Below are 25,397 nucleotides of genomic sequence, written 5' to 3'. Positions count from 1 at the left end.
TTCTCTTTTTTAACAGGTAACATCAGCAATGGCTCTGATCCCCAAAAACTACGCACGGCTGGAAAGCGGCTACCGTGAAAAAGCGCTAAAAATTTACCCGTGGGTCTGTGGACGCTGCTCGCGGGAGTTTGTGTATTCGAATCTTCGTGAACTCACGGTCCACCATATCGACCACGATCACACCAATAATCCGGAAGATGGCAGTAACTGGGAGTTGTTGTGCCTGTTTTGCCATGACCACGAACACTCAAAGTACACCGAAGCGGATCAGTATGGCACCACCGTTGTCGCAGGTGAGGATGCGCAAAAAGACGTGGGTGTCGCCACGTTTAACCCCTTTGCCGATCTCAAGGCGATGATGAACAAGAAGAAGTAATATCGGCGGCTTTACTGCCCATACCTGCCGTATGGGCAGTCAGAAAGATAAAGGTAATGTATTCCAGTCACAGATTGAACAAGGAGACGGCCTTAATATCGGCTTCAGGATTCACGCGTTTTACAGCCTCTAAAAACGCAGCAAAGTTTTGATTAAACACCGTCAGATTATTATAAAACTGCACCTGTTTTTCACGGGTTCCCTCAAGATAGCTCACAGACCAGATCCGCCTGTTATTTACCACTGTCGAGCCCGGCTTAATTTTTACGATAGCCGCCAGCTCAATTTTACGGGTGACGCTATTTATGACCTCGTATAAATACTGCTCATCATAAAAGTAGGTTTTACCTGACGATCCGCCAAACCAGGAAGGATGGGTAGAGATTTTTTTCATTCCCCGGCTGTCGGCAACGATGCGCTTTGGATGCCGAATACGCCTGATGAAAAAGCGCATCACCATAATCAGTGCCGTGAAAGACAGCACCACGAAAATAAAATTAATGCTCTCCCGCATATTTCGTTACCTGCCACGCATAACTCAAAGTGGCGAAGTATAGCGTAGCCCGGTAGCTCAGGGAACGTACGCGATGCAATCGCAGATGGAACGGGAAATGCTCTTATCTCGCCACGCAATATGATGTGCGGATCTCCTCAGGGTTAAGCGTTATTAACAATTGCTGCTAAGTTGTAAGTTTCTCCTTGCCGGACAGGACAAATCAGTTATCGTGCCAGGCAACTTTTTCAGCAATAAAAAACAGTGGGATGCGCTATGGCGATTTTTGATGGTCACAATGACCTGTTGCTTAATTTATGGCTTCACCATCGCCAGGATCCGGTAACGGCCTTCTTCTCCGGCATTGAGAACGGACACCTCGATTATCCGCGCATGCAGCAAGGCGGATTTTCCGGCGGGCTGTTCGCGCTGTTCGTGCCGCCGCAGGAGTATATCGCCCGCATGGCGCCGCACTACGCCAGCGAGCCGTGGCAACCGATCGACATTCTCTGGCAGCAGTTGACGATCCTCAAGCAGCTTGTCGCACACTCCGATGGACGGGCGCGATTGTGCCTGAGCGCGGCAGATATCGAACGCTGCCGTCAGGATAAGGTGCTGGCGATGGTGGCGCATATTGAGGGTGCGGGCGGTTTTGACGGCGAGGGTGGCGATCTACAGGCTTTCTATGCCGCTGGCGTGCGCAGCATTGGGCCTTTCTGGAACATTGCTAACCGTTTTGGCACCGGCGTTAACGGGGCGTTTCCCGGCAGCCCGGACAGCGGCCCAGGGCTTACCGCAGAGGGTATCGCCCTTATTAAGCACGCTAACGCCCTGAACATGCTGATTGACGTTTCTCATATGAATGAAAAGGCGTTCTGGGATACTGCTCGTCATTCCTCTTCACCGCTGGTCGCCACCCATTCCAACGCCCATACGCTGTGCCCGCAACCGCGTAATCTGACCGATCGGCAACTGCTGGCTATCCGCGACAGCGGCGGCGTGGCAGGGGTCAATTTCGGCAACGCCTTTCTGCGCGCCGACGGTAAACGCGATAGCGATACCCCGCTGAGCACAATCGTTCGCCATATCGACTATCTTATTAACATCATGGGCGAAGATCATGTTGCGCTGGGCTCCGATTTTGACGGCATCACGTTACCTGATGATTTGCATGATGTGAGTGGTTTACCGCGGCTAATCAGCGCGTTGCGTGACAGCGGCTATGATCAATTTGTGCTGAATAAGCTGCTGTGGGGCAACTGGCAAAAGGTATTGCAAAATGTTTGGCAACAATAGGTTACGTTGTAAACATTACGTTAATTCCTTACATCTTTCGGGTTGAGCTTTGCCCCACTGTGACGCATTATTTGATGACCATCACAAAACTGGCACAAACAATGGTGTTGGTGCTGCATTTTTAAAGAGGAAAAAACGATGTGGAAGAAACCTGCTTTTATTGATTTACGTCTTGGCCTGGAAGTGACGCTGTACATTTCCAACCGCTAATCGCTCAGCCCGCCATCCGTGCGGGCATTTCTGTTTTACTACCTGGCCTATCTTCATGTTTATTAAAGTCCTCGGTTCCGCCGCCGGCGGCGGTTTCCCTCAGTGGAACTGTAATTGCGCCAACTGTCAGGGTTTGCGCAACGGTACCCTTCAGGCGACCCCCCGCACCCAGTCGTCGATCATCGTCAGCGATAACGGCGAAGAGTGGATACTGTGTAACGCCTCGCCCGATATCAGCCAGCAGATTGCCCATACGCCAGAACTGAATAAGAAAGAGGTTCTGCGCGGCACGCATATTGGCGGCATTATTCTCACCGACAGCCAGATTGACCACACCACCGGGCTGCTCAGCCTGCGCGAAGGGTGTCCGCATCAGGTATGGTGTACGCCGGAGGTGCATGAAGATCTTTCCAGCGGATTCCCGATTTTTACCATGCTCCGGCACTGGAACGGCGGCCTGATTCATCATCCGATCGCACCGCTCGCCGCCTTTAGCGTGGAAGCCTGCCCTGATTTGCAGTTTACCGCTGTCCCCATCGCCAGTAACGCACCGCCCTATTCGCCGTGGCGCGACCGCCCGCTGCCGGGGCATAACGTGGCGCTGTTTATCGAAAACCGCCGCAACGGTCAGACGCTGTTCTACGCGCCGGGTCTCGGTGAACCCGATGCCGCCATCCTGCCGTGGCTTAAAAAAGCGGACTGTCTGCTGATTGACGGCACAGTCTGGCAGGACGATGAACTGCAGGCCGCTGGCGTCGGGCGCAATACCGGCCGCGATATGGGCCATCTGGCGCTCGGCGATGAACACGGCATGATGGCGCTGCTGGCCTCACTGCCGGCAAAGCGCAAGATTCTGATTCACATTAATAACACTAACCCGATCCTTAACGAGCAGTCGCCGCAGCGTCACGCCCTCACGCAGCAGGGAATTGAAGTGAGCTGGGACGGGATGACCATCACGCTTCAGGACTAACTATGCACATTCGTGAAACGCTCTCGCCGCAAGAGTTTGAACACGCCCTCCGGGCGAAAGGCGCCTACTATCATATTCACCATCCGTACCATATCGCGATGCATAACGGCGAGGCCAGCCGCGAGCAGATCCAGGGCTGGGTGGCGAACCGGTTTTACTACCAGACGACGATCCCGCTGAAAGATGCGGCCATTATGGCGAACTGCCCGGATCCGCACACGCGTCGCAAATGGGTGCAGCGGATCCTCGATCACGACGGCAGCAACGGTCATGACGGCGGGATCGAAGCCTGGCTACAGCTGGGCGAAGCCGTAGGGCTTAGCCGCGACGACTTAATCAGCGAACGCCACGTGCTGCCCGGCGTCCGTTTCGCCGTGGACGCTTACGTTAACTTCGCCCGCCGCGCCAACTGGCAGGAGGCGGCATGCAGTTCGCTCACCGAACTGTTTGCCCCGCAAATTCATCAGTCGCGTCTCGACAGCTGGCCGCAGCACTATCCGTGGATCAAAGAGGAAGGCTATTTTTATTTCCGCAGCCGCCTCAGCCAGGCCAGCCGCGACGTTGAACACGGTCTGGAGCTGGCGAAGAGTTACTGCGATAGCGCAGAAAAGCAGAATCGGATGCTGGAGATCCTTCAGTTCAAACTCGATATCCTGTGGTCGATGCTCGACGCGATGACCATGGCCTACGCGCTACAGCGTCCGCCTTATCACACGGTCACCGACAAAGCGGCCTGGCACACAACCCGACTGGTATAAGCATGCAAAAAAACTCCATCGTCGCCTTTCGTCGCGGCTATCGCCTGCAATGGGAAGCCGCTCAGGACAGCCATGTCATCCTTTATCCGGAAGGCATGGCTAAACTCAATGAGACCGCCGCCGCAATCCTCGAACTGGTCGATGGCCAACGCGACGCGGCGGCCATCATTGCCATACTCAACGAACGGTTCCCGGAAGCCGGCGGCGTGGATGACGACGTCGTAGAATTCCTGCAAATCGCTTATCAACAGAAGTGGATTATTTTCCGTGAGCCAGAATAAACCCACCGTCAATCCACCGCTGTGGCTGCTGGCGGAGCTGACCTATCGCTGTCCGCTACAGTGTCCTTACTGCTCTAACCCGCTGGACTTTGCCCGGCAGGATCAGGAGCTGACCACTGAACAGTGGATTGAGGTTTTCCGCCAGGCGCGGGCGATGGGCAGCGTGCAGATAGGTTTTTCCGGCGGCGAACCGTTGACGCGTAAAGATCTGCCGGAGCTGATCCGCGCCGCCCGCGATCTCGGTTTTTATACCAACCTGATCACCTCGGGAATTGGCCTGACGGAAAGCAAGCTCGACGCGTTCAGCGAGGCCGGTCTGGACCATATCCAGATTAGCTTCCAGGCCAGCGATGAAGTGCTCAACGCTGCGCTGGCGGGGAATAAAAAAGCCTTCCAGCAGAAGCTGGCGATGGCCAAAGCGGTCAAAGCGCGCGATTACCCGATGGTGCTGAATTTCGTCCTGCACCGGCACAACATCGACCAGATCGATAAAATCATCGAGCTGTGCATTGAACTGGACGCCGACGACGTCGAACTTGCCACCTGCCAGTTCTACGGTTGGGCGTTCCTTAATCGTCAGGGCCTTTTGCCGACGCGAGAACAGATCGCCCGCGCGGAACGCGTGGTTGCCGACTATCGGCAAAAAATGGCCGCCAGCGGCAATCTGACCAACCTGCTGTTCGTCACCCCTGATTATTACGAAGAGCGACCAAAAGGCTGTATGGGCGGCTGGGGGTCGATTTTCCTCAGCGTGACCCCGGAAGGCACGGCGCTGCCCTGCCACAGCGCGCGCCAGCTGCCGGTGGAGTTCCCCTCGGTGCTTGAGCAGAGTCTGGAATCCATCTGGTATGACTCTTTCGGCTTCAATCGCTATCGCGGGTTTGACTGGATGCCGGAGCCGTGCCGCTCCTGCGATGAAAAGGAGAAGGACTTCGGCGGCTGCCGCTGCCAGGCCTTTATGCTCACCGGGAATGCTGATAACGCCGATCCGGTGTGCAGCAAATCGCCGCATCATCATAAAATTCTGGACGCGCGACGCGAAGCAGCCTGTAGCGATATGAAAATCGGCCAGCTTCAGTTCCGCAACCGTACCCGTTCTCAGCTTATCTATAAAACCCGGGAACTGTAACGATAATGACCCCCCGCATCGTGGAGCTGGCAGGCGGTTTACGCGCAACGCTGGTGCATCAGCCGCAGGCGACACGCGCGGCGGCGCTTGCGCGCGTGAGTGCCGGAAGCCATCACGAGCCACCGCGCTTCGCCGGTCTTGCGCATTTACTTGAGCACCTGCTGTTCCGCGGTAGCCAGCGCTATCAGGGCGACGATCGACTCATGGCCTGGGTCCAGCGTCAGGGCGGTAGCGTCAATGCCACCACGCTGGCTCGCCACAGCGCATTTTTCTTCGATGTGGCCGCCGATAACCTGTCCGACGGCATCGCACGACTGCGGGATATGTTGCAGGCGCCGCTGCTTTCATGCGATGACATACAGCGCGAAGTGGCGGTCATTGATGCGGAAAACCGGCTCATCCAGCAGCATGATTCCGCCAAGCGCGAAGCGGCGGCACGCCACGCGATGGAAGAACCCACAGTTTTTCGCCGTTTTCAGGTAGGTAGCCAGGATTCTCTGGGGCAGGACACGGGATCGCTGCAAACCGCGTTGCGCGACTTTCATCGGCGCTATTATGTGGCCGGACACCTGCAATTGTGGCTGCAAGGGCCGCAAACGCTGGATGCGCTGGCCGAGCTTGCCCATACGTTTGCGTCCGGTTTTGCTTCTGGTGGCATGCCTGAAACCGCTCCCCCGTTGCGTCTTAGCGCTGAGGGAGATTTTCAGCTGGCAGTGACGGAGCGACCCGCACTGTGGCGTTGTCCGTTAATTCGAAAAAGTGACAACGTCACCTTATTTCGGGAGTTTTTACTGGACGACGCCCCCGGAAGCCTGATTGCCGGGCTGCGGGACCGCGGGCTGGCAGAAGATGTCGCCCTGAACTGGCTTTATCAGGATAACGATAACGGCTGGCTGGCGCTAACGGTTGATAGCGAACGACCCGAGGAGGTTGACCCGCATATTACCCACTGGCTACGGGCGCTACAGCAAACGACGGATGAGCAGCAGCGGCATTATTATCGGCTGGCACAGCAGCGTTTCAGCGCCCTGCCGACGCTGGAGCAGCTGCGCCAGCGGGCGTTCGGTTTTGCGCCCGGTGCGGCGCCCGTAAGTTTTTCTGCCTTTTGTGCCGATTTACTGGCGGCGCCCACCTCGTATCTGGCCTGCAAAAAAATTGAAACCGCTGAAATTATCGCCAGTCAGGGGTTTGCTCTGCCGCTTAGCCATTGGCGTCGCCAGCCGGTTGCAGATGATAGCCCCATCGCGTTTTCCTTCTACCCGCAGACTGCCAGGTATGTTACGCCAGCCCCGACGTCAGAAGCCGCTCCGCTGCTGCATTTGTCGGCGCAGACACAACCGCCAACGCTGATCCTGCGCAGGCCTTTTTATTCGTGCCTGGAACGGGCGCAGGGGGTGGCGATGGGCAAACAGTTACGCCCTCTTCTTGCTGAACTGCGCCATATTGACGGTAGCGGCGAGTGGCAAACGGTTGACGGTAGCTGGCAGCTCACCCTGCGGCTTCCTGACGCCGTAGCTACGGCGGAACACATCATCGGGGCGATAATCGAACGCCTCTCCCACCCCGCCCCGGCTCTTACGCCAGTGCCAGAAGGCATTGCCATCCGTGAGTTGCTTCAGCTGTTGCCTGAACGTCTGGCATCGGATCCGCCACGGGACGGCTGGCTGGCGGCGCTAGTTGGCGGCAGCGTCGCACACGCGCACGGGTTAGCCCGGCAGCTTGGCCTGCTCCGGGCGCCGGTTAACGCTAAGCCGACGCCATTAAGCGGTTGTCCCAGCGGGATCGAACACATTCCGCACGCCAGCGCGGATTCGGCGCTGCTGGTGTTTATTCCCCTGCCGCCGGGCGCGTCGCTCGCCGCGCTGCGGCTGCTGGCATTATGCTGCGAACCGCAATTTTTCCAGCGCCTGCGCGTGGAACAGCAGATTGGCTACGTGGTCAGCTGTCGTTATCAGCGTATTGCCGATCGCGATGGCCTGCTGCTGGCGTTACAGTCGCCTGACCGCTCTCCCGTGAACCTGTTGGGTTGCTGCAAACAATTTTTGCGTGAGCTGACGCTGTGCGATGAGACGGCGTTCAGCGTATTGCGACAGCAGCTGGCGATGCAAATCCGGTCACCGATGAATGCCAGCGCCACGGCAGTAGCCGCCCTGCGCCAGCGCTATGGTTTACCGGTGTTAACGCCGCAGGCTGTTGATGCCCTGCAACATGACGAGATAATCGCACTATGGCGCAAGATGACTCGCCATCGCCGTCGCTGGCGGGTGCTTTTCACGGGCTGACCGGACCCACCGCTTTCTTCATATCCGTGGTTTTTAGTCAAAAAAAAGCCCCGTACTGCGACGGGGCCAGGTTGCTTATTTCGCTGTTATTTATCCAGCGCGTAGGCAATCACGTAGTCACCACGATCCGGCGACTGGCGTGCACCGCCAGCAGAGATCAGAATGTACTGTTTGCCGGTTTTCGGTGATACATAGCTGATAGGTCCGCCCTGGCTACCCACCGGAAGACGCGCTTTCCACACTTCTTCCCCCGTAGAGGAATCAAAGGCGCGCAGGTAGTAATCCTGGGTTCCCGCAATGAAGACCAGACCGCCCTGCGTGGCCAGCGTACCGCCCAGCGTCGGCATACCGACAGGCATTGGCATACGCATTTTTACCCCAAACGGACCGGTATCCTGTACGGTACCGACCGGCACCTGCCAGACGATTTTCTGCGTTTTCAGGTCAATGGCGGAGAGAGAGCCAAACGGTGGTTTCTGGCACGGAATGCCCAGCGGTGACATGAAACGGTTTTTGTTGACCGAATACGGCGTTCCTTTCATCGGAACGGCGCCCATCCCGGCGTTCACGGCTTCACCACCCGTATTTGCCACCGCGCTCTGCGGATCTTGCTTAATCAGCTGAACCCACAGGCCCAGACGCATGTCATTGACGAAGATATACTGGTTGTTCGGATCGGTGGACAAACTGCCCCAGTTCATTCCCCCCAGCGAGCCCGGGAAGCTCAGGGAAATATCGGTTCCCGGCATCGTGTACAGACCGTCATAACGCATTGATTTGAAGCTGATACGACAGGCCAGCTGGTCAAACGGCGTCGCCCCCCACATATCCGATTCTTTCAGGGTTTCTGCGCCAATCTGCGGCATCCCCACAGAGCGAGGCTGCGTTGCCGGGTACTGTTCACGTGGAATATCCGCTGGTTTTACCGGAACCTCTTTCACTTCAGTGAGCGGTTTACCCGTCAGGCGATCGAGAACGTAAATTTGCCCCGCTTTAGTGCCCACTACCACCGCGGGCTTGCTGCCCTCTTTCGTTGGGAAATCAACCAGGCTCGGCTGCATCGGGATATCGAAATCCCAGAGGTCGTTATGCACGGTCTGGTATACCCACTTCTCTTTCCCTGTAGTCGCATCCAGCGCGAGGATTGAGGTGGCGTATTTGTGATCTTCCGGAATACGGTCAGCGCCCCACAGGTCGACAGAGGAACTTCCCATCGGGATAAACACGGTATTCATCGACGCATCCCAGGACATAGGGGCCCAGGAGTTTGCGGAGCTGCGTTTGTAGTGTTCGCCCGGCTTCAGAACGTAGTTCGGATCCGGATTACGTGGATCGAACGCCCAGCGCAGCTGGCCGGTGATCACGTCATAACCACGTATTACGCCGCCCGGCATATCGGTGCTGACGTTATCCGCAACGCGGCCGCCAACCACGACCGTGGTACCCGCCAGCGTCGGGGCCGACGTCAACACATAGGTTGGATCTGACGCGTCGCCCATTCCTTCATGCAGGTTAACGCTGCCGTTAGTACCGAAGTCCGGGCAGAATTTGCCGTTATCGGCGTCTAACGCGATCAGCTTACCGTCAATGGTATTCATCAGGATACGGCGCTGGCATGCCGCGCCCGGTGCGACCTGCGCTGGCAGAACCGGTGTGGAGCCGGCTACCGTTGGCTGTGCCAGCGGTTTGGTGGCATCAAAGTACGCCAGGCCACGGCAGCGCATCCAGATTGCAGACTTAGCGTTGATTTCCGCTTTCCAGATCTCTTTCCCACTATCGGCATCAACGGCAATCACGTTGTTATGCGGCGTACAGAGGAAGACACGATCGCCTACCTGTAGCGGCGTTTGCTGATCTTCTGCGCCATTGCCATCCGGACTTTGCGGAATATCACCGGTATGGTAGGTCCAGACCGGTTTCAGGTTTTTCACGTTGTCACGGGTTATCTGGTCCAGCGCCACAAAGCGACTACCGCCAGCCGTATTACCGTAGTGATCCCAGTTCTGCTGTTTCGCCTCTTCTTTTACCGGCACCAGCGGGCGCTTTTCGCCGCTAAACGGCACGGTCGGATGGGGTTGAAACATCTGAACAAAGGTGACGCCCATGCCGATAATAAGGACCGCGCAGACCGCTATCGCCCCTTTCGTGGAGGACGGTTTTCCTTCACGCTTACGCAATGCAGGCCAGGTGGCTGCTGCCAGCACCATCAGCCCGGCGGGTACCATTAATCGGGAAACCAGGGGCCAGAAGTCGAGTCCGGCATCGAAAAATGCCCAAATCAGGGTGCCAAGAAACACCAGAGCAAACAGCCCTACGGCAGAGGACTTGCGGCGGAAAAACTGAATAGCAGAGAGCAGCGTGAAAACCCCGGCAATGAGAAAGTACCAACTCCCCCCCAGGGAAGCCAGTTTAAAACCGCCGATGGCAAAAAACAGCCCCGTCACAAGAAGTACCACACCCACCAGCAGGCACCACGGGCCTAACCAGCCCAATGGGCGGGGATTATTGTCTGACATAAAAATGAATCTCCTGATTACTTTATATAAAGCAGGGTTTTATTAACTGCCACGATGTTAAAACCCTGCACAACGCTAATTGTTCGTATGCGAAGCATAAATTAAAAAGAGACCGTAGACAAAATCTATTATGTCGGAAGAAATGAAAACCAGCGAAATTACATGGATTTAACAGGGTTAAAATAGCGAATATCGCTAACTACGTCACCTATGCTGGAATATATGACCAGCCGGAAGTTGCTTAAAGGATTAATATCAGGATTCCCCCAAGGCCGGTCTTATAGCGTCAGATTTTTACAGCTGAGCCTTCAAACAGAAGATTTAATTAAGCAATAACCATGAATAAGCACAGGGATAAACCTGAGTTAAGTTTCAGGAAGAAATTATCAATAATTTTAGAGCGTCTGGTGCGTTGAACATTCCGTCATTATCAGCACTGAAAATGTGACTTTCCGCATCAAAGCGGACTCACAGCGTGGCAATACAAACACTATTAAATCACTTAATGAAGTCTTGAATCACAGAAAATCCAAACAGTAGTTCACTGCGCCTTCACTAGCCATTGACTTTACACCAAGACTAGCGCATATTTTACAGCACAAATTAACAAGACAATTTTTGGAGGACGTTTTCTATGCCAGCCCGTGATTATCCCGACAAGCGTGTTGCTCGCGGTGTAGCAAAGGAGGCCGATCTCAGGATGTTAAGTGCGCGCATCGATCCAGCGCTGATGGAGTACATCCGCATTACTGCGTATGAAACACGGAAAAGTAAGCAGGAAATCGTGGCGGAAGCGTTAGCACTTCACCGCCAAAGGAATCAGATTGCGTCATAAACACCAAAAGCCCGAAAAATCCCCCGGGCTTTTGCTGCTGTCTGGATTACTCCACCAGCGTATTTAACGTCTCCAGCGCCTCAGGCGGCAATACCAGATCGGCTGCCGCCAGGTTTTCACGCAGATGCGCCACCGAAGAAGTACCCGGGATCAAGAGGATATTTGGCGAGCGTTGCAGCAGCCATGCCAGCGCCACCTGCATAGGCGTCGCATCCAGTGAATCCGCCACCGCCTGTAGCCCGGAAGATTGCAGTGGCGTGAAACCACCCAGTGGGAAGAACGGCACCCAGGCAATCCCCTGCTGCGCCAGCGAATCTACCAGCGCATCGTCACCGCGATTCACCACGTTGTACATGTTCTGTACGCATACCACGGAAACCATCTTCTGCGCTTCAGCCACCTGCGAAGCAGTGACGTTGCTCAGCCCAATATGGCGAACCAGCCCCTGTTGTTGCAGCTCCGCGAGGGTGCTTAGCGGCGCGGCAATCGAGCCTTCCGCTGGTCCGTGGGCGCTAAACATGATCCGCAGGTTAACCACGTCCAGCACATCTCGCTTCAGGTTGCGCAGGTTGTCATGCACCGCCTGCGTCAGCTCCTGGGCGGAAAACGCCGGCAGCCAGGAGGCGTCCTCGCCGCGTCGGGCTCCGATCTTGGTCACAATCGTAAGGTCGTCCCGGTAGGGATGAAGCGCCTCGCAAATAAGCTGGTTGGTCACATGGGGGCCGTAAAAATCGCTGGTATCAATGTGATTTACCCCCGACTCTACCGCTTCACGCAACACCGCCAGCGCCGCATTTTTGTCTTTTGGCGGACCAAAAACGCCAGGTCCGGCAAGCTGCATCGCGCCATAGCCATACCGTTTAACCGTACGCGTTCCGAGCGTGAATGTTCCGCATTTATCTATGCTGCTCATGCTGACCTTCCTCATTAAAATGATCCGGGTTTACAACAGGTTCCGCAACGAAACCATTAGTTAAGCAATAGTAAAATTAAAGTTTAAATTCGCTACGACGATAGTATTGATGTAACCCTGCCTCTTCTATTACGGATGACCGCCATGCTGAAAAATCTGCACGTGATTACCGGTATTATCTTTGCCCTCACCATATTCTGTCTGCTGCAAGTTGTCACGGGAGGGTTGTTCTACTCTGCCGTTAACAACGATCGTCACAACTTTCAGAACTCCGGGTTGCTCAATGCCCAGCAGGAGAGCCTGAGCGACAGTGTGAACACCCTGGTGAAAACGCGCGTTACCGTCACCCGCGTGGCGATCCGCTACCTGAAAAACCAGCGCGACCCGGCCTCTCTCGCGGCAATCAATACGCTGCTGGGCACCGCGAACGGTTCGCTGGCCAAAGCCGAAGACTATTACAAAAACTGGCAGGCGATTCCGCAGGTGAAGGGGCAAAATGCCGCGCTCACCGAAGAGATGCAGAAAGCCTGGAAGAACATGCACGAGGTAATGCGCTTGTCCATTGCGTACTTGCGCGCCGATAACTATCAGGCCTATGGCGACCTGGACGCCCAGCAGGCGCAGGATGAGATGGAGGCGGTCTATACCCGCTGGCGCGCGGAAAACAACGTGCTGCTGAAAGCCGCCGCCGAAGAGAACCAGAACAGCTTTACCCAGATGCAGTGGACGCTGGCGGCGATCTTCCTGACCGTTATCGCCGTGCTGGTGGTGATCTGGCAGGGTTTACAGCACCTGCTCCTGAGACCGCTCAACGCCATCATGAACCATATTCGCACCATCGCGAGCGGCGATCTGACGCAAAACGTCGCGATTACCGGGCGCAACGAAATGGGCCAGCTGGCCGCCGGTCTGCATGAGATGCAACAGTCGCTGGTCAGCACCGTCAGCGCCGTGCGCGGCAGCACAGATTCTATCTACACGGGCGCAGGAGAAATTGCCGCCGGGAGTAACGACCTTTCGGCCCGAACCGAGCAGCAGGCAGCCTCGCTGGAAGAGACCGCCGCCAGCATGGAAGAGCTGACGGCCACGGTGAAACAGAACTCGGATAACGCTCGTCAGGCGACGCTGCTGGCAAAGAATGCGTCTGAAACCGCCGCACGCGGCGGCCAGGTGGTGAATAATGTAGTGCGTACCATGAATGACATTGCCGACAGTTCTCAGCAAATTGCTCATATCACCGGCGTTATCGATAGCATTGCCTTCCAGACCAACATTCTGGCGCTCAACGCGGCGGTTGAAGCCGCCCGTGCCGGCGAACAAGGCCGCGGCTTTGCGGTGGTGGCAGGCGAAGTACGGACGCTGGCCAGCCGCAGCGCGCAGGCGGCAAAAGAGATCAAAGGGCTTATTGAAAACTCCGTCAGCCGGGTGAATACCGGCTCGGAACAGGTGAGCGAGGCGGGTGCGACCATGAAAGAGATCGTCGCGGCCGTGACACGCGTAACCGATATTATGGCTGAAATCTCGTCGGCGTCTGACGAGCAAAGCCGCGGTATTGAACAGGTCAGCCTGGCGGTCTCGCAGATGGACAGCGTAACGCAGCAAAACGCCGCGCTGGTACAGGAGTCGGCAACGGCGGCGGCGGCGCTGGAAGATCAGTCTGAACAGCTGCGCCAGGCCGTGGCGGCTTTCCGGCTGAACATGCAGGAAAACACCGCTCCGCGGCCAAAAAATACAAAAGCACCGCAACTGTTGCGTCCCGCCACGGTCAGTGCCTCAGGTGACACAAACTGGGAGACGTTCTAGGCCTTACTGTTAACGGCTGCGCTTGGCGTGACGTTCCCAGTTTTCCTGTTTCGCCTCATCGGATTTTCGGAGTGAAACATAACATGCCCCGCTGCCGCCGTGATGCGGCAGCGCCACGCAGAAAGCCTGCACGTCCTCGAACTCAGTTAACCAGCGGGCAAGATAACTGCGCACCACGTTCGGGTGCGAATTCTGCTCGCGGCCCTTCCCGTGAATGATAATCAGGTTACGTAAACCGTCGCGGCTGGCCTGGCGAATGAAGGCGTACAGCATCTGGCGGCAGCGTTCGGCGGGCTGACGCAACAGATTTAAGCTGGCCTGTCGGGCGTATTTACCCGAGCGCAGCTTGTCAATAACGCCCTGCTGAACGCCCTCGCGCTGGAACATCAGCGGCTCTTCAAGCGGCAAGAGTTCCAGGAAACCCAGTGTGAGAAAGTTGTCGAGCTGCTCGGTATCGATCTCCTGGCGAACCCGGGTATTACGGCTTTGCTGCCAGTGGATATCGGTGCAGCGTTTCAGGGGCTGGACATCCTCCATGGCGTCAAGAAAAAGTGATTTGTCGTCAGGGTTCATGGAAATCCTCCGGGCACATCGGGGCTTGTACTATACCTGCACCGGGCAGGGGCCTCAATAACCCTTACCGCAAGGGGCAAGATAAATATTAATCTGATGAATATATATAGCTACCATTAAAGTTATTTAAATATTACTTAACTAAAACTACAGCAGAGTTAAAATAAGTGATTTGCGTTGAAATTTTGTAAAACCAATGACGTGCCGCCTTTCTTTTTTCAGGAAAGATGTTATACCTAAATATACCTGCCTCATGGATATAATACCCAGGATTTGCGAAAGGACGCACTGCTGTGTGTACTGTAGGGTCTGTCTGATGTCGGACAGGCTCTATTTTTTCTTTGGCAATTTCACGATAAAACTATTTTTCTCGCTTCCCTTCTGAATTGTGTAATTAATGATTCAGCCAGAGGCGTCTGGCGTGCATCACGGCGCTGAATTAAATAATAGGCCGCTCTGGGAAGTGTTTCCACAACCGGCAGCATGACCAGCCGGTGCGCCAGCAGCGGGTCGCAGCCCAGCTCCTGCGGCAGCACGCTCAGGAAGTCACTTTGTGCGACAAGGCTAATACAGGACGAAAAGGTTTCGCAAACGACGCCAATACGCGGTATCTGCGAGCGATGATGAAATATATCCTCAAGCTGCTTATAATAACTTCCCCGCGGCGTTGGCATTGTCCAGTTATAATGAAGAAGTTCATTAATAGAGGTAGCCCCCAACGCCGGATGTCCTTCCCGACAAAATACCGCAAAAGGTTTCTCAAAGAGTTTTTCAAACGTAAATTCGTGATCGTAAGGCCCCTGATAATAGGTATTGATGGTAAAGTCCAGCTCACCCTGGCGTAATTCATTGATCATTGATACCAGCTGACCTTCCATAATCCGCACCTTGATCTGAGGATGCTGCGCATGAAAACGGGAGATAACGGCGGGCATCAGGCTGCGCGCCACGCTGGCACCCATCCCAATATTGATCTGCCCGGTCAGCTCCCCCTGACGCTGACGGATATCATCCTGCGCTGCGCGAAGCTCTTCCAGAATCAAATTAGCGCGGTGATAAAACCCTTCCCCGCACTCGGTCAGGGCGACACCTTTACTCCGGCGCACAAACAGCTGTGCCGCCATGCCCTCTTCCAGCTCTTTAATGGATTTAGTCAGCGCGGGCTGCGAAAGATTCAGCACCCGGCTGGCTCCGCGAATACTGCCCTGACGCGCCACTTCGACAAAAGCCCGAATTTGATGAAATTTAATCTGAAATGACATAGCCCGACCGATAACCGTTGTTTATCAGAGTAAAGAAACTGTCATCTACTTTAATGGAATCGGATGTGCGAGGGTAATTCCTGAACGGTTAAAACTGTGAAAAATCGCTTAGTGATAAGTAAAAACTATCACAGCGTGAAGCAGTTCACATATTTTAATGATGACAGGAAAAGATATGAACGCACTGGCGCAGTACATCCACACATTATCCCCCCAACTGAGCGCATGGCGTCGCGATTTTCACCATTTCGCGGAATCCGGCTGGGTGGAGTTTCGCACAGCCGCGAAAGTCTCGGAGATCCTGGACTCGCTGGGTTACGAGCTGGCGATGGGTCGCGATGTCGTGGATGCCGAAAGCCGGATGGGGTTGCCCGATGACGCAACCCTGGCGCGGGAATTTGCCCGCGCCCGCGCGCAAGGCGCACCGGAGAAATGGCTCGCGCCGTTCGAAGGCGGGTTCACCGGCATTGTCGCGACCCTGAATACTGGTCGCCCCGGCCCGACGCTGGCCTTTCGCGTGGACATGGATGCGCTTGATCTGAGCGAAGCGCATGACGACAGCCACCGGCCGTACCGCGACGGTTTTGCCTCCTGCAACCCGGGCATGATGCACGCCTGCGCGCATGACGGCCACACCACCATTGGTCTGGGGCTGGCGCAGGTGCTTAAGCAGCATGAAGCCCAGCTCAACGGCACCATCAAACTGATCTTCCAGCCTGCCGAAGAGGGTACGCGCGGCGCCCGCGCTATGGTCGCTGCAGGGGCGCTGGACGACGTGGACTACTTTACCGCCATTCATATTGGAACTGGCGTTCCGGAAGGGACGGTGATCTGCGGCAGCGATAACTTCATGGCGACCACCAAATTTGACGTGCGCTTTACCGGCGTTGCCGCACACGCTGGCGGTAAACCGGAAGAGGGCCGTAACGCCCTGCTCGCGGCGGCCCAGGCCGCAATCGCGCTGCATGGCATCGCGCCACACAGCGAAGGCGCGTCCCGGGTTAACGTCGGAGTCATGCAGGCGGGCAGCGGACGCAACGTGGTTCCGGCTGATGCGTTGCTTAAGGTTGAAACCCGCGGTGAAAGCGAGGCGATTAATCAGTATGTCTTTGAGCGCGCGCAGGCGGTGATTACCGGCGCGGCAGCACTCTACGGCGTAACAGCCGGGATAAACCTGATGGGGGCGGCGACCTCCAGTGCCCCCTCCCCGGCCTGGGTCGATTATCTGCGCGAACAGGCAAGCCAGGTGCCCGGCGTGACTCATGCCATTAATAAGGTCAAAGCGCCTGCGGGCTCCGAAGATGCCACGCTAATGATGGCCCGCGTGCAGCAGAACGGCGGCATGGCCTCGTATATGGTCTTCGGCACCGAACTGAGCGCCGGACATCACAACGAAAAATTCGATTTTGATGAGCAGGTGATGAACGTTGCCATCGAAACACTGGCGCGAACTGCGCTTAATTTCCCGTGGACGCGAGGTGTGTAATGCAGGAGAACTACGCTTTTATCGCTGATGCCATCGACACGCGATGTCAGACGTTTACCGATATTGCTGACGACATCTGGGATCATCCCGAAACGCGCTTTGAAGAGTTCTGGTCCGCCGAACGGCTCGCCAGCGCGCTGGAAGCCGAGGGCTTTACCCTGATGCGGGAAGCCGGAGGCATTCCCAACGCCTTTATTGCCAGCTACGGCAGCGGCAAGCCCGTTATCGCCCTTCTGGGCGAATACGACGCCCTGGCCGGGTTGAGCCAGCAGGCGCACTGCGCGACGGCGCAATCCGCCACCCCGGGGGCTAACGGCCATGGCTGCGGGCATAACCTGTTGGGTACTGCTGCCTTTGCCGGTGCGGTGGCGGTGAAAAGCTGGCTGGAACAGCACGGCGGCAGCGGAACGGTACGATTTTACGGCTGCCCCGGCGAGGAAGGCGGCTCTGGTAAAACCTTTATGGTGCGTGAAGGATTATTTGACGACGTGGACGCTGCCGTGACCTGGCATCCGGAAGCCTTTGCCGGAATGTTTAACGTCAGCACGCTGGCCAATATTCAGGCCGCCTGGCGGTTTAAGGGGATCGCCGCCCACGCCGCAAACTCCCCACATCTGGGACGTAGCGCGCTGGATGCCGTGACGTTGATGACCACCGGCACAAACTTCCTCAACGAACACATCATTGAAAAAGCGCGCGTTCATTACGCCATCACCGATACCGGCGGAATTTCGCCTAACGTGGTGCAGGCTCAGGCAGAAGTGCTGTACCTGATCCGCGCTCCGGAGATGGCCGATGCGCAGCAGATCTACGCGCGCATCGAGAAAATCGCCCAGGGCGCGGCGATGATGACCGAAACCACTGTCGAGTGTCGCTTTGATAAAGCCTGCTCCAGCTATCTGCCGAACCGTACGCTCGAAGGGGCCATGTACCGCGCATTGCAGCATTACGGCACGCCGGACTGGACGGAAGAAGAACGCGAATTTGCCCGTGAAATCCGCGCCACGCTCACGGCAAACGACCTGCAAAACAGCCTGAAAAACATAGCCGCAACGGGGGCCGAAGAGGGAAAAGCCTTTGCCCGACGCCATCACGAAACGCTACTGGTGGATGAAGTTGCCCCTTACGCCATCACCGATAACGTGCTGGCAGGCTCCACCGACGTGGGGGATGTCAGCTGGAAGATGCCTGTCGCACAGTGCTTTAGCCCCTGTTTTACCGTCGGCACCCCGCTGCATACCTGGCAATTGGTGGCGCAGGGGCGTACCTCTATTGCCCATAAAGGCATGCTGCTGGCCGGAAAAGTGATGGGCGCGACCGCGCTGCATCTGCTTCAGGATGCCGACCTGCTGCGAAAATGTCGGGAAGAATTCGAACAACACATAACACAAAAACCGTACGAGTGTCCGATCCCGCAGGACGTGACACCGTCACCTTTAAAATAAAAAAACACAACACAACACAACAACAGTCCCGAGGAACGCCCATGAGTATGTCTTCCATACCTTCGCATTCCCCATCCGGTAAGCTCTATGGCTGGGTTGAAAGGATCGGCAATAAAGTGCCGCACCCTTTCCTGCTTTTTATCTATTTAATTGTCATCCTGATGGTCGCGACAGCCGTGCTGTCCGCCTTTGATGTGAGCGTGCGCAGCCCGGCCGACGGCAGCATGGTGGCCGTAAAAAATCTGCTCAGCGTGGAGGGGTTGCACTGGTTTTTGCCGAACGTGATTAAAAACTTCAGCGGTTTTGCGCCGCTGGGCGCCATCCTGGCGCTGGTGTTAGGCGCGGGTCTGGCCGAACGTGTGGGTCTGCTGCCCGCGCTGATGGTGAAAATGGCCTCGCACGTCAGCGCGCGTTATGCCAGCTATATGGTGCTGTTTATTGCCTTCTTCAGCCATATCTCGTCCGACGCGGCGCTGGTGATCATGCCGCCGATGGGGGCGCTGATTTTCCTCGCCGTTGGCCGTCATCCTGTTGCGGGCCTGCTGTCGGCGATCGCAGGCGTCGGCTGTGGGTTTACCGCTAACCTGCTTATCGTGACCACCGATGTGCTGCTCTCCGGCATCAGCACGGAGGCTGCCAGCACCATCGATGCGGCCATGCACGTCAGCGTGATCGACAACTGGTACTTTATGGCCAGTTCGGTGATTGTCCTGACGATTGTCGGGGGGCTGATTACCGATAAGATCGTTGAGCCGCGCCTGGGTAAATGGGAAGGCCGGAGCGATGAAAAGCTGGAGACGCTGAGCAAAGAGCAGCAATTCGGCCTGCGCGTCGCCGGGATCGTCTCGCTGGCGTTCATTGCGGCTGTGGCGCTGATGGTGGTGCCGGAGAATGGCGTGTTGCGCGATCCGATCAAACACACCGTACTTCCCTCGCCGTTTATTCAGGGTATTGTGCCGCTGATAATTCTCTTCTTCTTCGTCGTTTCGCTCGCCTACGGCATCGCTACCGGTAAAATCCGCCGTCAGGGAGATCTGCCGCACCTGATGATCGAGCCGATGAAGGAGATGGCGGGTTTTATCGTGATGGTGTTCCCGCTGGCGCAGTTTGTGGCCATGTTTAACTGGAGCAACATGGGCAAGTTTATGGCCGTGAGCCTGACGGACGCGCTGGAGGCGGCGGGGTTGAGCGGGGTTCCGGCGTTTGTCGGCCTGGCGCTGCTGTCGTCCCTGCTGTGCATGTTTATTGCCAGCGGGTCGGCCATCTGGTCGATTCTGGCCCCCATCTTTGTCCCCATGTTTATGATGCTCGGCTTTCATCCGGCGTTCGCCCAGATCCTGTTCCGTGTCGCCGATTCTTCGGTGATCCCGCTGGCGCCCGTGTCACCCTTCGTTCCGCTGTTTTTAGGCTTCCTGCAACGCTACAGACCGGAGGCTAAGCTGGGTACCTACTATTCGCTGGTCTTGCCCTATCCGCTTATCTTCTTAGGGGTATGGCTGGTGATGCTGGTGGCGTGGTATCTTGTCGGCCTGCCGATTGGACCGGGTATTTACCCGAGGCTGAACTAAGGAATACTGATGCTGAGATTACTCGAAGACAAGATTGCGACACCGCTGGGGCCGCTGTGGGTTATCGCGGATGAAGCGTTCAATCTTCGCGCTGTTGAGTGGGAAGAGCACAGCGACCGGATGGTTGAGCTGCTCAACATTCATTATCGCGCCGAGGGTTACGAGCGTATTACAGCCCGTAATCCTGGCGGGCTGAGCGATAAACTGGCGGCCTACTTCGAGGGCGATCTCAGCATTATTAATACCCTGCCAACCGCCACGGCGGGTACCCCTTTTCAGCGCGAGGTGTGGCAGGCGCTACGTAACATTCCCTGCGGGCAGGTGATGCACTACGGTCAGCTGGCAGAGCAGCTTGGCCGTACCGGCGCGGCGCGCGCAGTCGGTGCGGCGAATGGCTCAAATCCCGTCAGCATTGTGGTGCCTTGCCATCGCGTGATCGGGCGCAACGGCACCCTCACCGGCTATGCTGGGGGCGTACAGCGTAAAGAGTGGCTGCTGCGTCACGAAGGGTATTTTCTGCTGTAATTCCCAGGCTTTTTGTGCTTAATTTTCTTCCTGTTAGGCTAATAATCCTTAATCATTCTGTGGAATTTCAAGGAGATGGCAACTCGCTGCCGTCTCTTGTCTTTATTGGGGGTTTGCCAGACTTACGTCCTTACCAAAAAGATGTTAAAATTGACCAATATCAATTAAGGCTTGAGCAAACCTATGATCCCGGAAAAGCGAATTATACGACGCATTCAGTCTGGCGGTTGTGCTATCCATTGCCAGGATTGCAGCATCAGCCAGCTCTGTATCCCGTTTACTCTGAATGAGCATGAACTCGATCAGCTTGACAATATCATCGAGCGCAAAAAGCCTATTCAGAAAGGGCAGACGCTGTTTAAAGCGGGAGACGAACTGAAATCGCTCTATGCTATCCGTTCTGGCACCATCAAAAGCTACACCATTACCGAACAGGGCGACGAGCAGATCACTGGCTTCCATCTGGCGGGCGATTTAGTCGGCTTTGACGCCATCGGCAGTGGCCATCACCCGAGCTTTGCTCAGGCGCTGGAAACCTCTATGGTTTGTGAAATCCCGTTTGAAACGCTGGACGATCTGTCCGGTAAGATGCCGAACCTGCGTCAGCAGATGATGCGTCTGATGAGCGGTGAGATCAAAGGCGATCAGGATATGATCCTGCTGCTTTCCAAAAAGAATGCCGAAGAGCGTCTGGCCGCCTTTATCTATAACCTCTCCCGCCGTTTCGCGGAACGTGGCTTCTCCCCACGCGAATTCCGTCTGACCATGACGCGTGGCGATATTGGTAACTATCTGGGCCTGACCGTGGAAACCATCAGCCGTCTGCTGGGTCGTTTCCAGAAGAGCGGAATGCTGGCGGTTAAAGGTAAGTACATCACCATTGAAAACGGTGAAGCCCTGGCCATTCTGGCGGGTCACTCACGTAACGTGGCATAACTCTCCCGGATATCTTATGCCAGGTCGATAAATTTTCATGATTATTGATCTGGCAAAAACTTCCCCCCTGTTTCATTCAAGATATATAGGTTACTCTTTTACTTACAGACTGTGGTGACAGTAGTAAGGAGACCTGTATGGCAAAGTATCAAAATATGCTGGTGGCTATCGATCCGAATCAGGACGATCAGCCAGCATTACGACGTGCTGTGTATTTACATCAACGGATTGGTGGCAAAATTAAAGCCTTTTTGCCGATTTATGACTTCTCATACGAGATGACCACCCTTCTGTCGCCTGACGAGCGCACCGCTATGCGTCAGGGAGTGATCAGCCAGCGTACCGCGTGGATCCGCGAGCAGGCGAAGTATTATCTGGAAGCGGGCGTACCTATCGATATCAAGGTGGTCTGGCACAACCGTCCTTTCGAAGCCATTATTCAGGAAGTGGTGGCCGGTGGGCATGACCTGCTGCTGAAAATGGCGCACCAGCATGACAAACTGGAATCCGTGATTTTCACCCCGACCGACTGGCACCTGCTGCGCAAATGCCCTTGTCCGGTATGGATGGTGAAAGATCAGCCGTGGCCTGAGGGCGGGAAAGCCGTCGTGGCGGTCAATCTGGCCAGCGAAGAGGATTATCACAATTCGCTGAACGAGAAGCTGGTGAAGGAGACCCTTCAGCTTGCCGACCAGGTTAACCACACTGAAGTCCATCTGGTGGGTGCCTATCCGGTTACGCCAATCAATATCGCCATCGAACTGCCTGAATTTGACCCGAGCGTGTATAACGACGCGATTCGCGGTCAGCATCTGCTGGCCATGAAAGCGCTGCGCCAGAAATTCAGTATCGATGAGAACATGACCCACGTAGAAAAAGGGTTACCGGAAGAGGTTATTCCGGATCTGGCGGAGCATTTGCAGGCCGGGATTGTGGTGCTGGGCACCATTGGCCGGACCGGTATTTCTGCCGCGTTCCTGGGTAATACCGCCGAGCAGGTGATCGACCATCTTCGCTGCGACCTTCTGGTTATCAAGCCGGATCAGTATCAGACGCCGGTTGAACTGGACGATGAGGAAGACGATTGACCCCAAAATGAAAGCCCGCCGGTAACGGCGGGCTTTTTTTATTGCGCTTCGCTCAACCGTTGCGCCGGTGCCTCGTCGCCAGCATTCATCCAGGGCGCGTGCAGAACCATGCTCGGCAGCGCCAGCTTGATCTCTTGCTGGTTCAGCCCCTCCAGAATACGAATATTGATCTCCTGCTGAATATCCATGTACTTGTTGTAATCAGCCGTATTAACAATATGGACCACCTCGAAGGTCAGGCGATCGCGATCGAAGCCCAGGAAATGGGCGCGGTCAAACTTCGTTTCCCCGACGTCGGTAATGATCTGTTTGACCATATCACCCACTGAACGCAGTTTTTCCGGCGCCGTGTCGCTGGCGACCCCGAAGGTAAAGACGATCCGGCGCGTTTGCATCCGCTTGTAGTTATGCAGCGTCTGTTGCAGCAGGATGGCGTTCCCGCAGACAATCTGCTCCCCGCTCAGGCTACGGATACGGGTGGTTTTCAGGCCGATGTGCTCTACCGTCCCGGCGACATCGTTAAACACCACAAAATCGCCGATTTCGAACGGCTTATCAAAACCGATGGAGAGCGATGCAAACACGTCGCTCAGGATCGTTTGCACCGCGAGGGCGATAGCAATACCCCCTACCCCAAGGCTGGCAACCAGAGCAGTGATGTTGACGCCCGCGTTAGCAAGGATAGACAGCAGCATCACTGACCAGACAATGGCACGGAGGATAAGCCCCGTGATCACCAGCGTCACCGGGTTTTTATGGCTTCCCGGCGCCAGCATGACGTGACGAAGCCACGACACCACCCCCTGATCCATCCACAGCGCCACCTGGATAGCGAAGACCAGGAACCAGGCGTGGCTCACGGTACCAAAGAGATGATCCGGTAAGTCGACGAAACGCAGGCTGAACAGCAGCGCCACGACAAAAAGCAGGAAGCGGCTGGTGCGGTTAAGCATATCCGTCAGGATAAAACGCATCCGGTTGGTGGTGGGATGCTTGTCGCCCCAGGTGGTGATCCCTTTCTTAACAAAGGCGATCAGGCGCGTCAGCAGCCAGTACACCAGCAGAGTTACAAAGACTACCGTGGCGACGCCAATCCAGAATGATGGCGTCATCATCAGCGCGATGATGTCAAAGCGGGACAGAAATTGCATTACACCTCCTCGTATTACACAAAGGGTAAAGTATAGACAGAGGAGAATGGCTGACCGCAGAAATAAGAAAACCGCCCCCGGGGGCGGTTTGTCAGGATGAAGCGGAATTAAAGAGATTTCAGAATCGCATCCACGCTGGCCTTGGCGTCGCCAAACAGCATGTGGGTGTTATCTTTAAAGAACAGCGGGTTCTGCACGCCAGCATAGCCGGTGTTCATAGAGCGTTTGAAGACAATGACGTTCTGCGCCTTCCACACTTCGAGAACAGGCATACCCGCAATCGGGCTGCGCGGATCGTCCTGCGCCGCCGGGTTAACGGTGTCGTTGGCGCCAATCACCAGCACGGTGTCGGTGTCGGCGAAATCATCGTTGATCTCGTCCATTTCCAGCACGATGTCGTAAGGCACCTTCGCTTCCGCCAGCAGCACGTTCATGTGGCCTGGCAGACGCCCCGCCACCGGGTGAATACCAAAGCGAACCTTGATACCGCGCGCGCGCAGTTTCTCGGTGATTTCCGCCACCGGATACTGCGCCTGCGCCACCGCCATGCCATAGCCCGGGGTGATGATAACGGAATGCGAGTTTTTCAGCATCTCTGCGGTGTCTTCCGCACTGATTTCACGGTGTTCACCCACTTCCTCATCAGAACCGGTTGATGAACCGTCAGAACCGAAGCCACCCGCGATGACGCTAATAAACGAGCGGTTCATCGCCTTACACATGATGTAAGACAGGATCGCACCGGAAGAACCGACCAGCGCACCGGTGACAATCAGCAGGTCGTTGCTCAGCATGAAGCCTGCTGCCGCCGCTGCCCAACCGGAATAGGAGTTCAGCATGGAGACGACTACCGGCATATCTGCCCCGCCGATAGAAGCCACCAAATGCCAGCCGAAGGCCAGCGCGATAATGGTCATCACCAGTAACGCCAGCACCTGCAAGCCTACGCTTTCGGTACGCACGAAGACCACCAGCAGCACAAAGGAAACGACCAGCGCCGCCAGATTCAGCTTATGGCGGTTAGGCAGCATCAGCGGTTTGGAAGAGATCTTCCCGCGCAGTTTGCCGAACGCCACGATTGAGCCGGTGAAGGTCACCGCACCAATGAAGATGCCGAGGAACACTTCGGTCAGGTGGATGTTCACCAGAATCGGTTCCAGACCCGGTTCGTGGTACAGATAGCTGTTGAAGCCCACCAGCACCGCGGCCAGACCCACGAAGCTGTGCAGAATAGCAACCAGCTCCGGCATCTCGGTCATTTCAACGCGTTTCGCCAGACGAATACCAATCGCACCACCGATGATCATCGCCACCAGGATCCACGCCACGTTGCCGGTGTCCGGCCCAAAGATGGTGGCAATCAGCGCAATCGCCATCCCGGCGATACCAAAGTTATTTCCCTGCTGAGACGTTTCGTGTTTGGAAAGCCCCGCCAGACTGAAAATAAACAGGATTGCAGCAACAATGTATGCGGCTGTAACTAATCCTCCAGACATAT

23 protein-coding genes are annotated in these 25,397 nt (G+C 55.9%); 16 read left to right on the top strand and 7 right to left on the bottom strand.

Translation table 11 applies throughout. The features are described 5' to 3' along the window. Window positions 1-28: 28 nt before the first annotated feature. Entirely contained in the window at window positions 29-376 is a 348-nt protein-coding gene (yajD, locus tag ACNQ0T_RS09635; RefSeq protein WP_006808895.1) for an HNH nuclease YajD, read from the top strand. Between the two features lie 67 nt (window positions 377-443). Here yajD and ACNQ0T_RS09630 read toward each other — a convergent pair whose 3' ends face one another. Continuing rightward, window positions 444-890, bottom strand: coding sequence for a hypothetical protein (locus ACNQ0T_RS09630; RefSeq protein ID WP_048966593.1), 447 nt, complete (start codon window positions 888-890; stop codon window positions 444-446). 255 nt (window positions 891-1,145) lie between these two features. Between ACNQ0T_RS09630 and ACNQ0T_RS09625 the strand changes: the two genes are divergently transcribed. From ACNQ0T_RS09625 to pqqF, 7 genes are all read left to right on the top strand, one after another. Continuing rightward, on the top strand, window positions 1,146-2,165 hold the full coding sequence (locus ACNQ0T_RS09625; protein ID WP_038415974.1) for a dipeptidase: 1,020 nt from the start codon (window positions 1,146-1,148) through the stop codon (window positions 2,163-2,165). 138 nt (window positions 2,166-2,303) lie between these two features. Then, window positions 2,304-2,375 (top strand): pyrroloquinoline quinone precursor peptide PqqA, encoded by a 72-nt coding sequence (pqqA, locus tag ACNQ0T_RS09620; RefSeq protein ID WP_002905689.1) that lies wholly within the window; start codon window positions 2,304-2,306, stop codon window positions 2,373-2,375. Between the two features lie 55 nt (window positions 2,376-2,430). Further along, entirely contained in the window at window positions 2,431-3,348 is a 918-nt protein-coding gene (gene pqqB, locus ACNQ0T_RS09615; protein WP_023299987.1) for a pyrroloquinoline quinone biosynthesis protein PqqB, read from the top strand. Between the two features lie 2 nt (window positions 3,349-3,350). Further along, window positions 3,351-4,106: a pyrroloquinoline-quinone synthase PqqC gene (gene pqqC / locus ACNQ0T_RS09610; protein ID WP_023306095.1), complete on the top strand. Its 756-nt coding sequence runs from the start codon at window positions 3,351-3,353 to the stop codon at window positions 4,104-4,106. A 2-nt stretch (window positions 4,107-4,108) separates the two neighbouring features. Next, on the top strand, window positions 4,109-4,387 hold the full coding sequence (pqqD, locus tag ACNQ0T_RS09605; RefSeq protein ID WP_003857508.1) for a pyrroloquinoline quinone biosynthesis peptide chaperone PqqD: 279 nt from the start codon (window positions 4,109-4,111) through the stop codon (window positions 4,385-4,387). Next, complete coding sequence (gene pqqE / locus ACNQ0T_RS09600; protein WP_023299985.1) at window positions 4,374-5,516, top strand: pyrroloquinoline quinone biosynthesis protein PqqE; 1,143 nt, start codon at window positions 4,374-4,376, stop codon at window positions 5,514-5,516. The genes pqqD and pqqE overlap by 14 nt, the downstream gene beginning before the upstream one ends. A 5-nt stretch (window positions 5,517-5,521) precedes the next feature. Continuing rightward, a complete protein-coding gene (pqqF, locus tag ACNQ0T_RS09595; RefSeq protein WP_417929958.1) occupies window positions 5,522-7,798 on the top strand; it encodes a pyrroloquinoline quinone biosynthesis protein PqqF in 2,277 nt (758 codons plus the stop codon). An 86-nt stretch (window positions 7,799-7,884) separates the two neighbouring features. Here pqqF and ACNQ0T_RS09590 read toward each other — a convergent pair whose 3' ends face one another. Beyond that, window positions 7,885-10,314, bottom strand: coding sequence for a glucose/quinate/shikimate family membrane-bound PQQ-dependent dehydrogenase (locus ACNQ0T_RS09590; protein WP_417929956.1), 2,430 nt, complete (start codon window positions 10,312-10,314; stop codon window positions 7,885-7,887). A 634-nt stretch (window positions 10,315-10,948) separates the two neighbouring features. On the opposite strand from ACNQ0T_RS09590, the gene ACNQ0T_RS09585 reads away from it, so the two are divergent. Continuing rightward, on the top strand, window positions 10,949-11,149 hold the full coding sequence (locus ACNQ0T_RS09585; RefSeq protein WP_022647949.1) for a hypothetical protein: 201 nt from the start codon (window positions 10,949-10,951) through the stop codon (window positions 11,147-11,149). 46 nt (window positions 11,150-11,195) lie between these two features. On the opposite strand, the gene ACNQ0T_RS09580 is transcribed toward ACNQ0T_RS09585, so the two are convergent. Then, window positions 11,196-12,062 carry an aldo/keto reductase family oxidoreductase gene (locus ACNQ0T_RS09580; RefSeq protein ID WP_417929954.1) on the bottom strand — a complete coding sequence of 289 codons (867 nt, stop codon included), beginning with the start codon at window positions 12,060-12,062 and terminating at the stop codon, window positions 11,196-11,198. Between the two features lie 144 nt (window positions 12,063-12,206). Here ACNQ0T_RS09580 and tcp point away from each other — a divergent pair, with 144 nt between their 5' ends. Beyond that, the gene (tcp, locus tag ACNQ0T_RS09575) at window positions 12,207-13,865 is read left to right on the top strand and encodes a methyl-accepting chemotaxis citrate transducer (protein ID WP_023299980.1); all 1,659 of its coding nucleotides are present in this window, start codon (window positions 12,207-12,209) and stop codon (window positions 13,863-13,865) included. A gap of 9 nt (window positions 13,866-13,874) precedes the next feature. Here the strand turns inward: tcp and smrA are convergent, their stop codons facing one another. Continuing rightward, on the bottom strand, window positions 13,875-14,438 hold the full coding sequence (gene smrA, locus ACNQ0T_RS09570) for a DNA endonuclease SmrA (RefSeq protein ID WP_023299979.1): 564 nt from the start codon (window positions 14,436-14,438) through the stop codon (window positions 13,875-13,877). A 350-nt stretch (window positions 14,439-14,788) separates the two neighbouring features. After that, window positions 14,789-15,700: a LysR family transcriptional regulator gene (locus ACNQ0T_RS09565; protein ID WP_046620072.1), complete on the bottom strand. Its 912-nt coding sequence runs from the start codon at window positions 15,698-15,700 to the stop codon at window positions 14,789-14,791. Between the two features lie 175 nt (window positions 15,701-15,875). On the opposite strand from ACNQ0T_RS09565, the gene ACNQ0T_RS09560 reads away from it, so the two are divergent. The 6 genes from ACNQ0T_RS09560 (at window position 15,876) to uspE (ending at window position 22,748) form a co-directional block, all read left to right on the top strand. Beyond that, window positions 15,876-17,186, top strand: a complete 1,311-nt coding sequence (locus ACNQ0T_RS09560; RefSeq protein WP_417929952.1) for a M20 family metallo-hydrolase — start codon at window positions 15,876-15,878, stop codon at window positions 17,184-17,186. Beyond that, entirely contained in the window at window positions 17,186-18,631 is a 1,446-nt protein-coding gene (locus tag ACNQ0T_RS09555; protein ID WP_417929950.1) for a M20 family metallopeptidase, read from the top strand. The genes ACNQ0T_RS09560 and ACNQ0T_RS09555 overlap by 1 nt, the downstream gene beginning before the upstream one ends. Before the next feature lie 41 nt (window positions 18,632-18,672). Next, window positions 18,673-20,199: a p-aminobenzoyl-glutamate transporter gene (gene abgT / locus ACNQ0T_RS09550; RefSeq protein WP_022647942.1), complete on the top strand. Its 1,527-nt coding sequence runs from the start codon at window positions 18,673-18,675 to the stop codon at window positions 20,197-20,199. Window positions 20,200-20,208: 9 nt separating this feature from the next. Next, window positions 20,209-20,724 carry a methylated-DNA--[protein]-cysteine S-methyltransferase gene (gene ogt / locus ACNQ0T_RS09545; protein WP_023306088.1) on the top strand — a complete coding sequence of 172 codons (516 nt, stop codon included), beginning with the start codon at window positions 20,209-20,211 and terminating at the stop codon, window positions 20,722-20,724. A 183-nt stretch (window positions 20,725-20,907) separates the two neighbouring features. Further along, window positions 20,908-21,660: a fumarate/nitrate reduction transcriptional regulator Fnr gene (fnr, locus tag ACNQ0T_RS09540; RefSeq protein WP_000611906.1), complete on the top strand. Its 753-nt coding sequence runs from the start codon at window positions 20,908-20,910 to the stop codon at window positions 21,658-21,660. Window positions 21,661-21,797: 137 nt separating this feature from the next. Then, window positions 21,798-22,748 (top strand): universal stress protein UspE, encoded by a 951-nt coding sequence (uspE, locus tag ACNQ0T_RS09535; protein ID WP_003857535.1) that lies wholly within the window; start codon window positions 21,798-21,800, stop codon window positions 22,746-22,748. 38 nt (window positions 22,749-22,786) lie between these two features. Here the strand turns inward: uspE and ACNQ0T_RS09530 are convergent, their stop codons facing one another. Continuing rightward, complete coding sequence (locus tag ACNQ0T_RS09530) at window positions 22,787-23,899, bottom strand: mechanosensitive ion channel family protein (protein WP_022647940.1); 1,113 nt, start codon at window positions 23,897-23,899, stop codon at window positions 22,787-22,789. A gap of 107 nt (window positions 23,900-24,006) precedes the next feature. Continuing rightward, window positions 24,007-25,395, bottom strand: coding sequence for a Re/Si-specific NAD(P)(+) transhydrogenase subunit beta (gene pntB / locus ACNQ0T_RS09525; RefSeq protein ID WP_022647939.1), 1,389 nt, complete (start codon window positions 25,393-25,395; stop codon window positions 24,007-24,009). Window positions 25,396-25,397: the final 2 nt, after the last annotated feature.

Source organism: Enterobacter cloacae complex sp.6700776, assembly GCF_048284255.1.
GTDB classification, from domain to species: domain Bacteria; phylum Pseudomonadota; class Gammaproteobacteria; order Enterobacterales; family Enterobacteriaceae; genus Enterobacter; species Enterobacter intestinihominis.
This window is presented reverse-complemented; position numbering and strand designations above follow the sequence as displayed.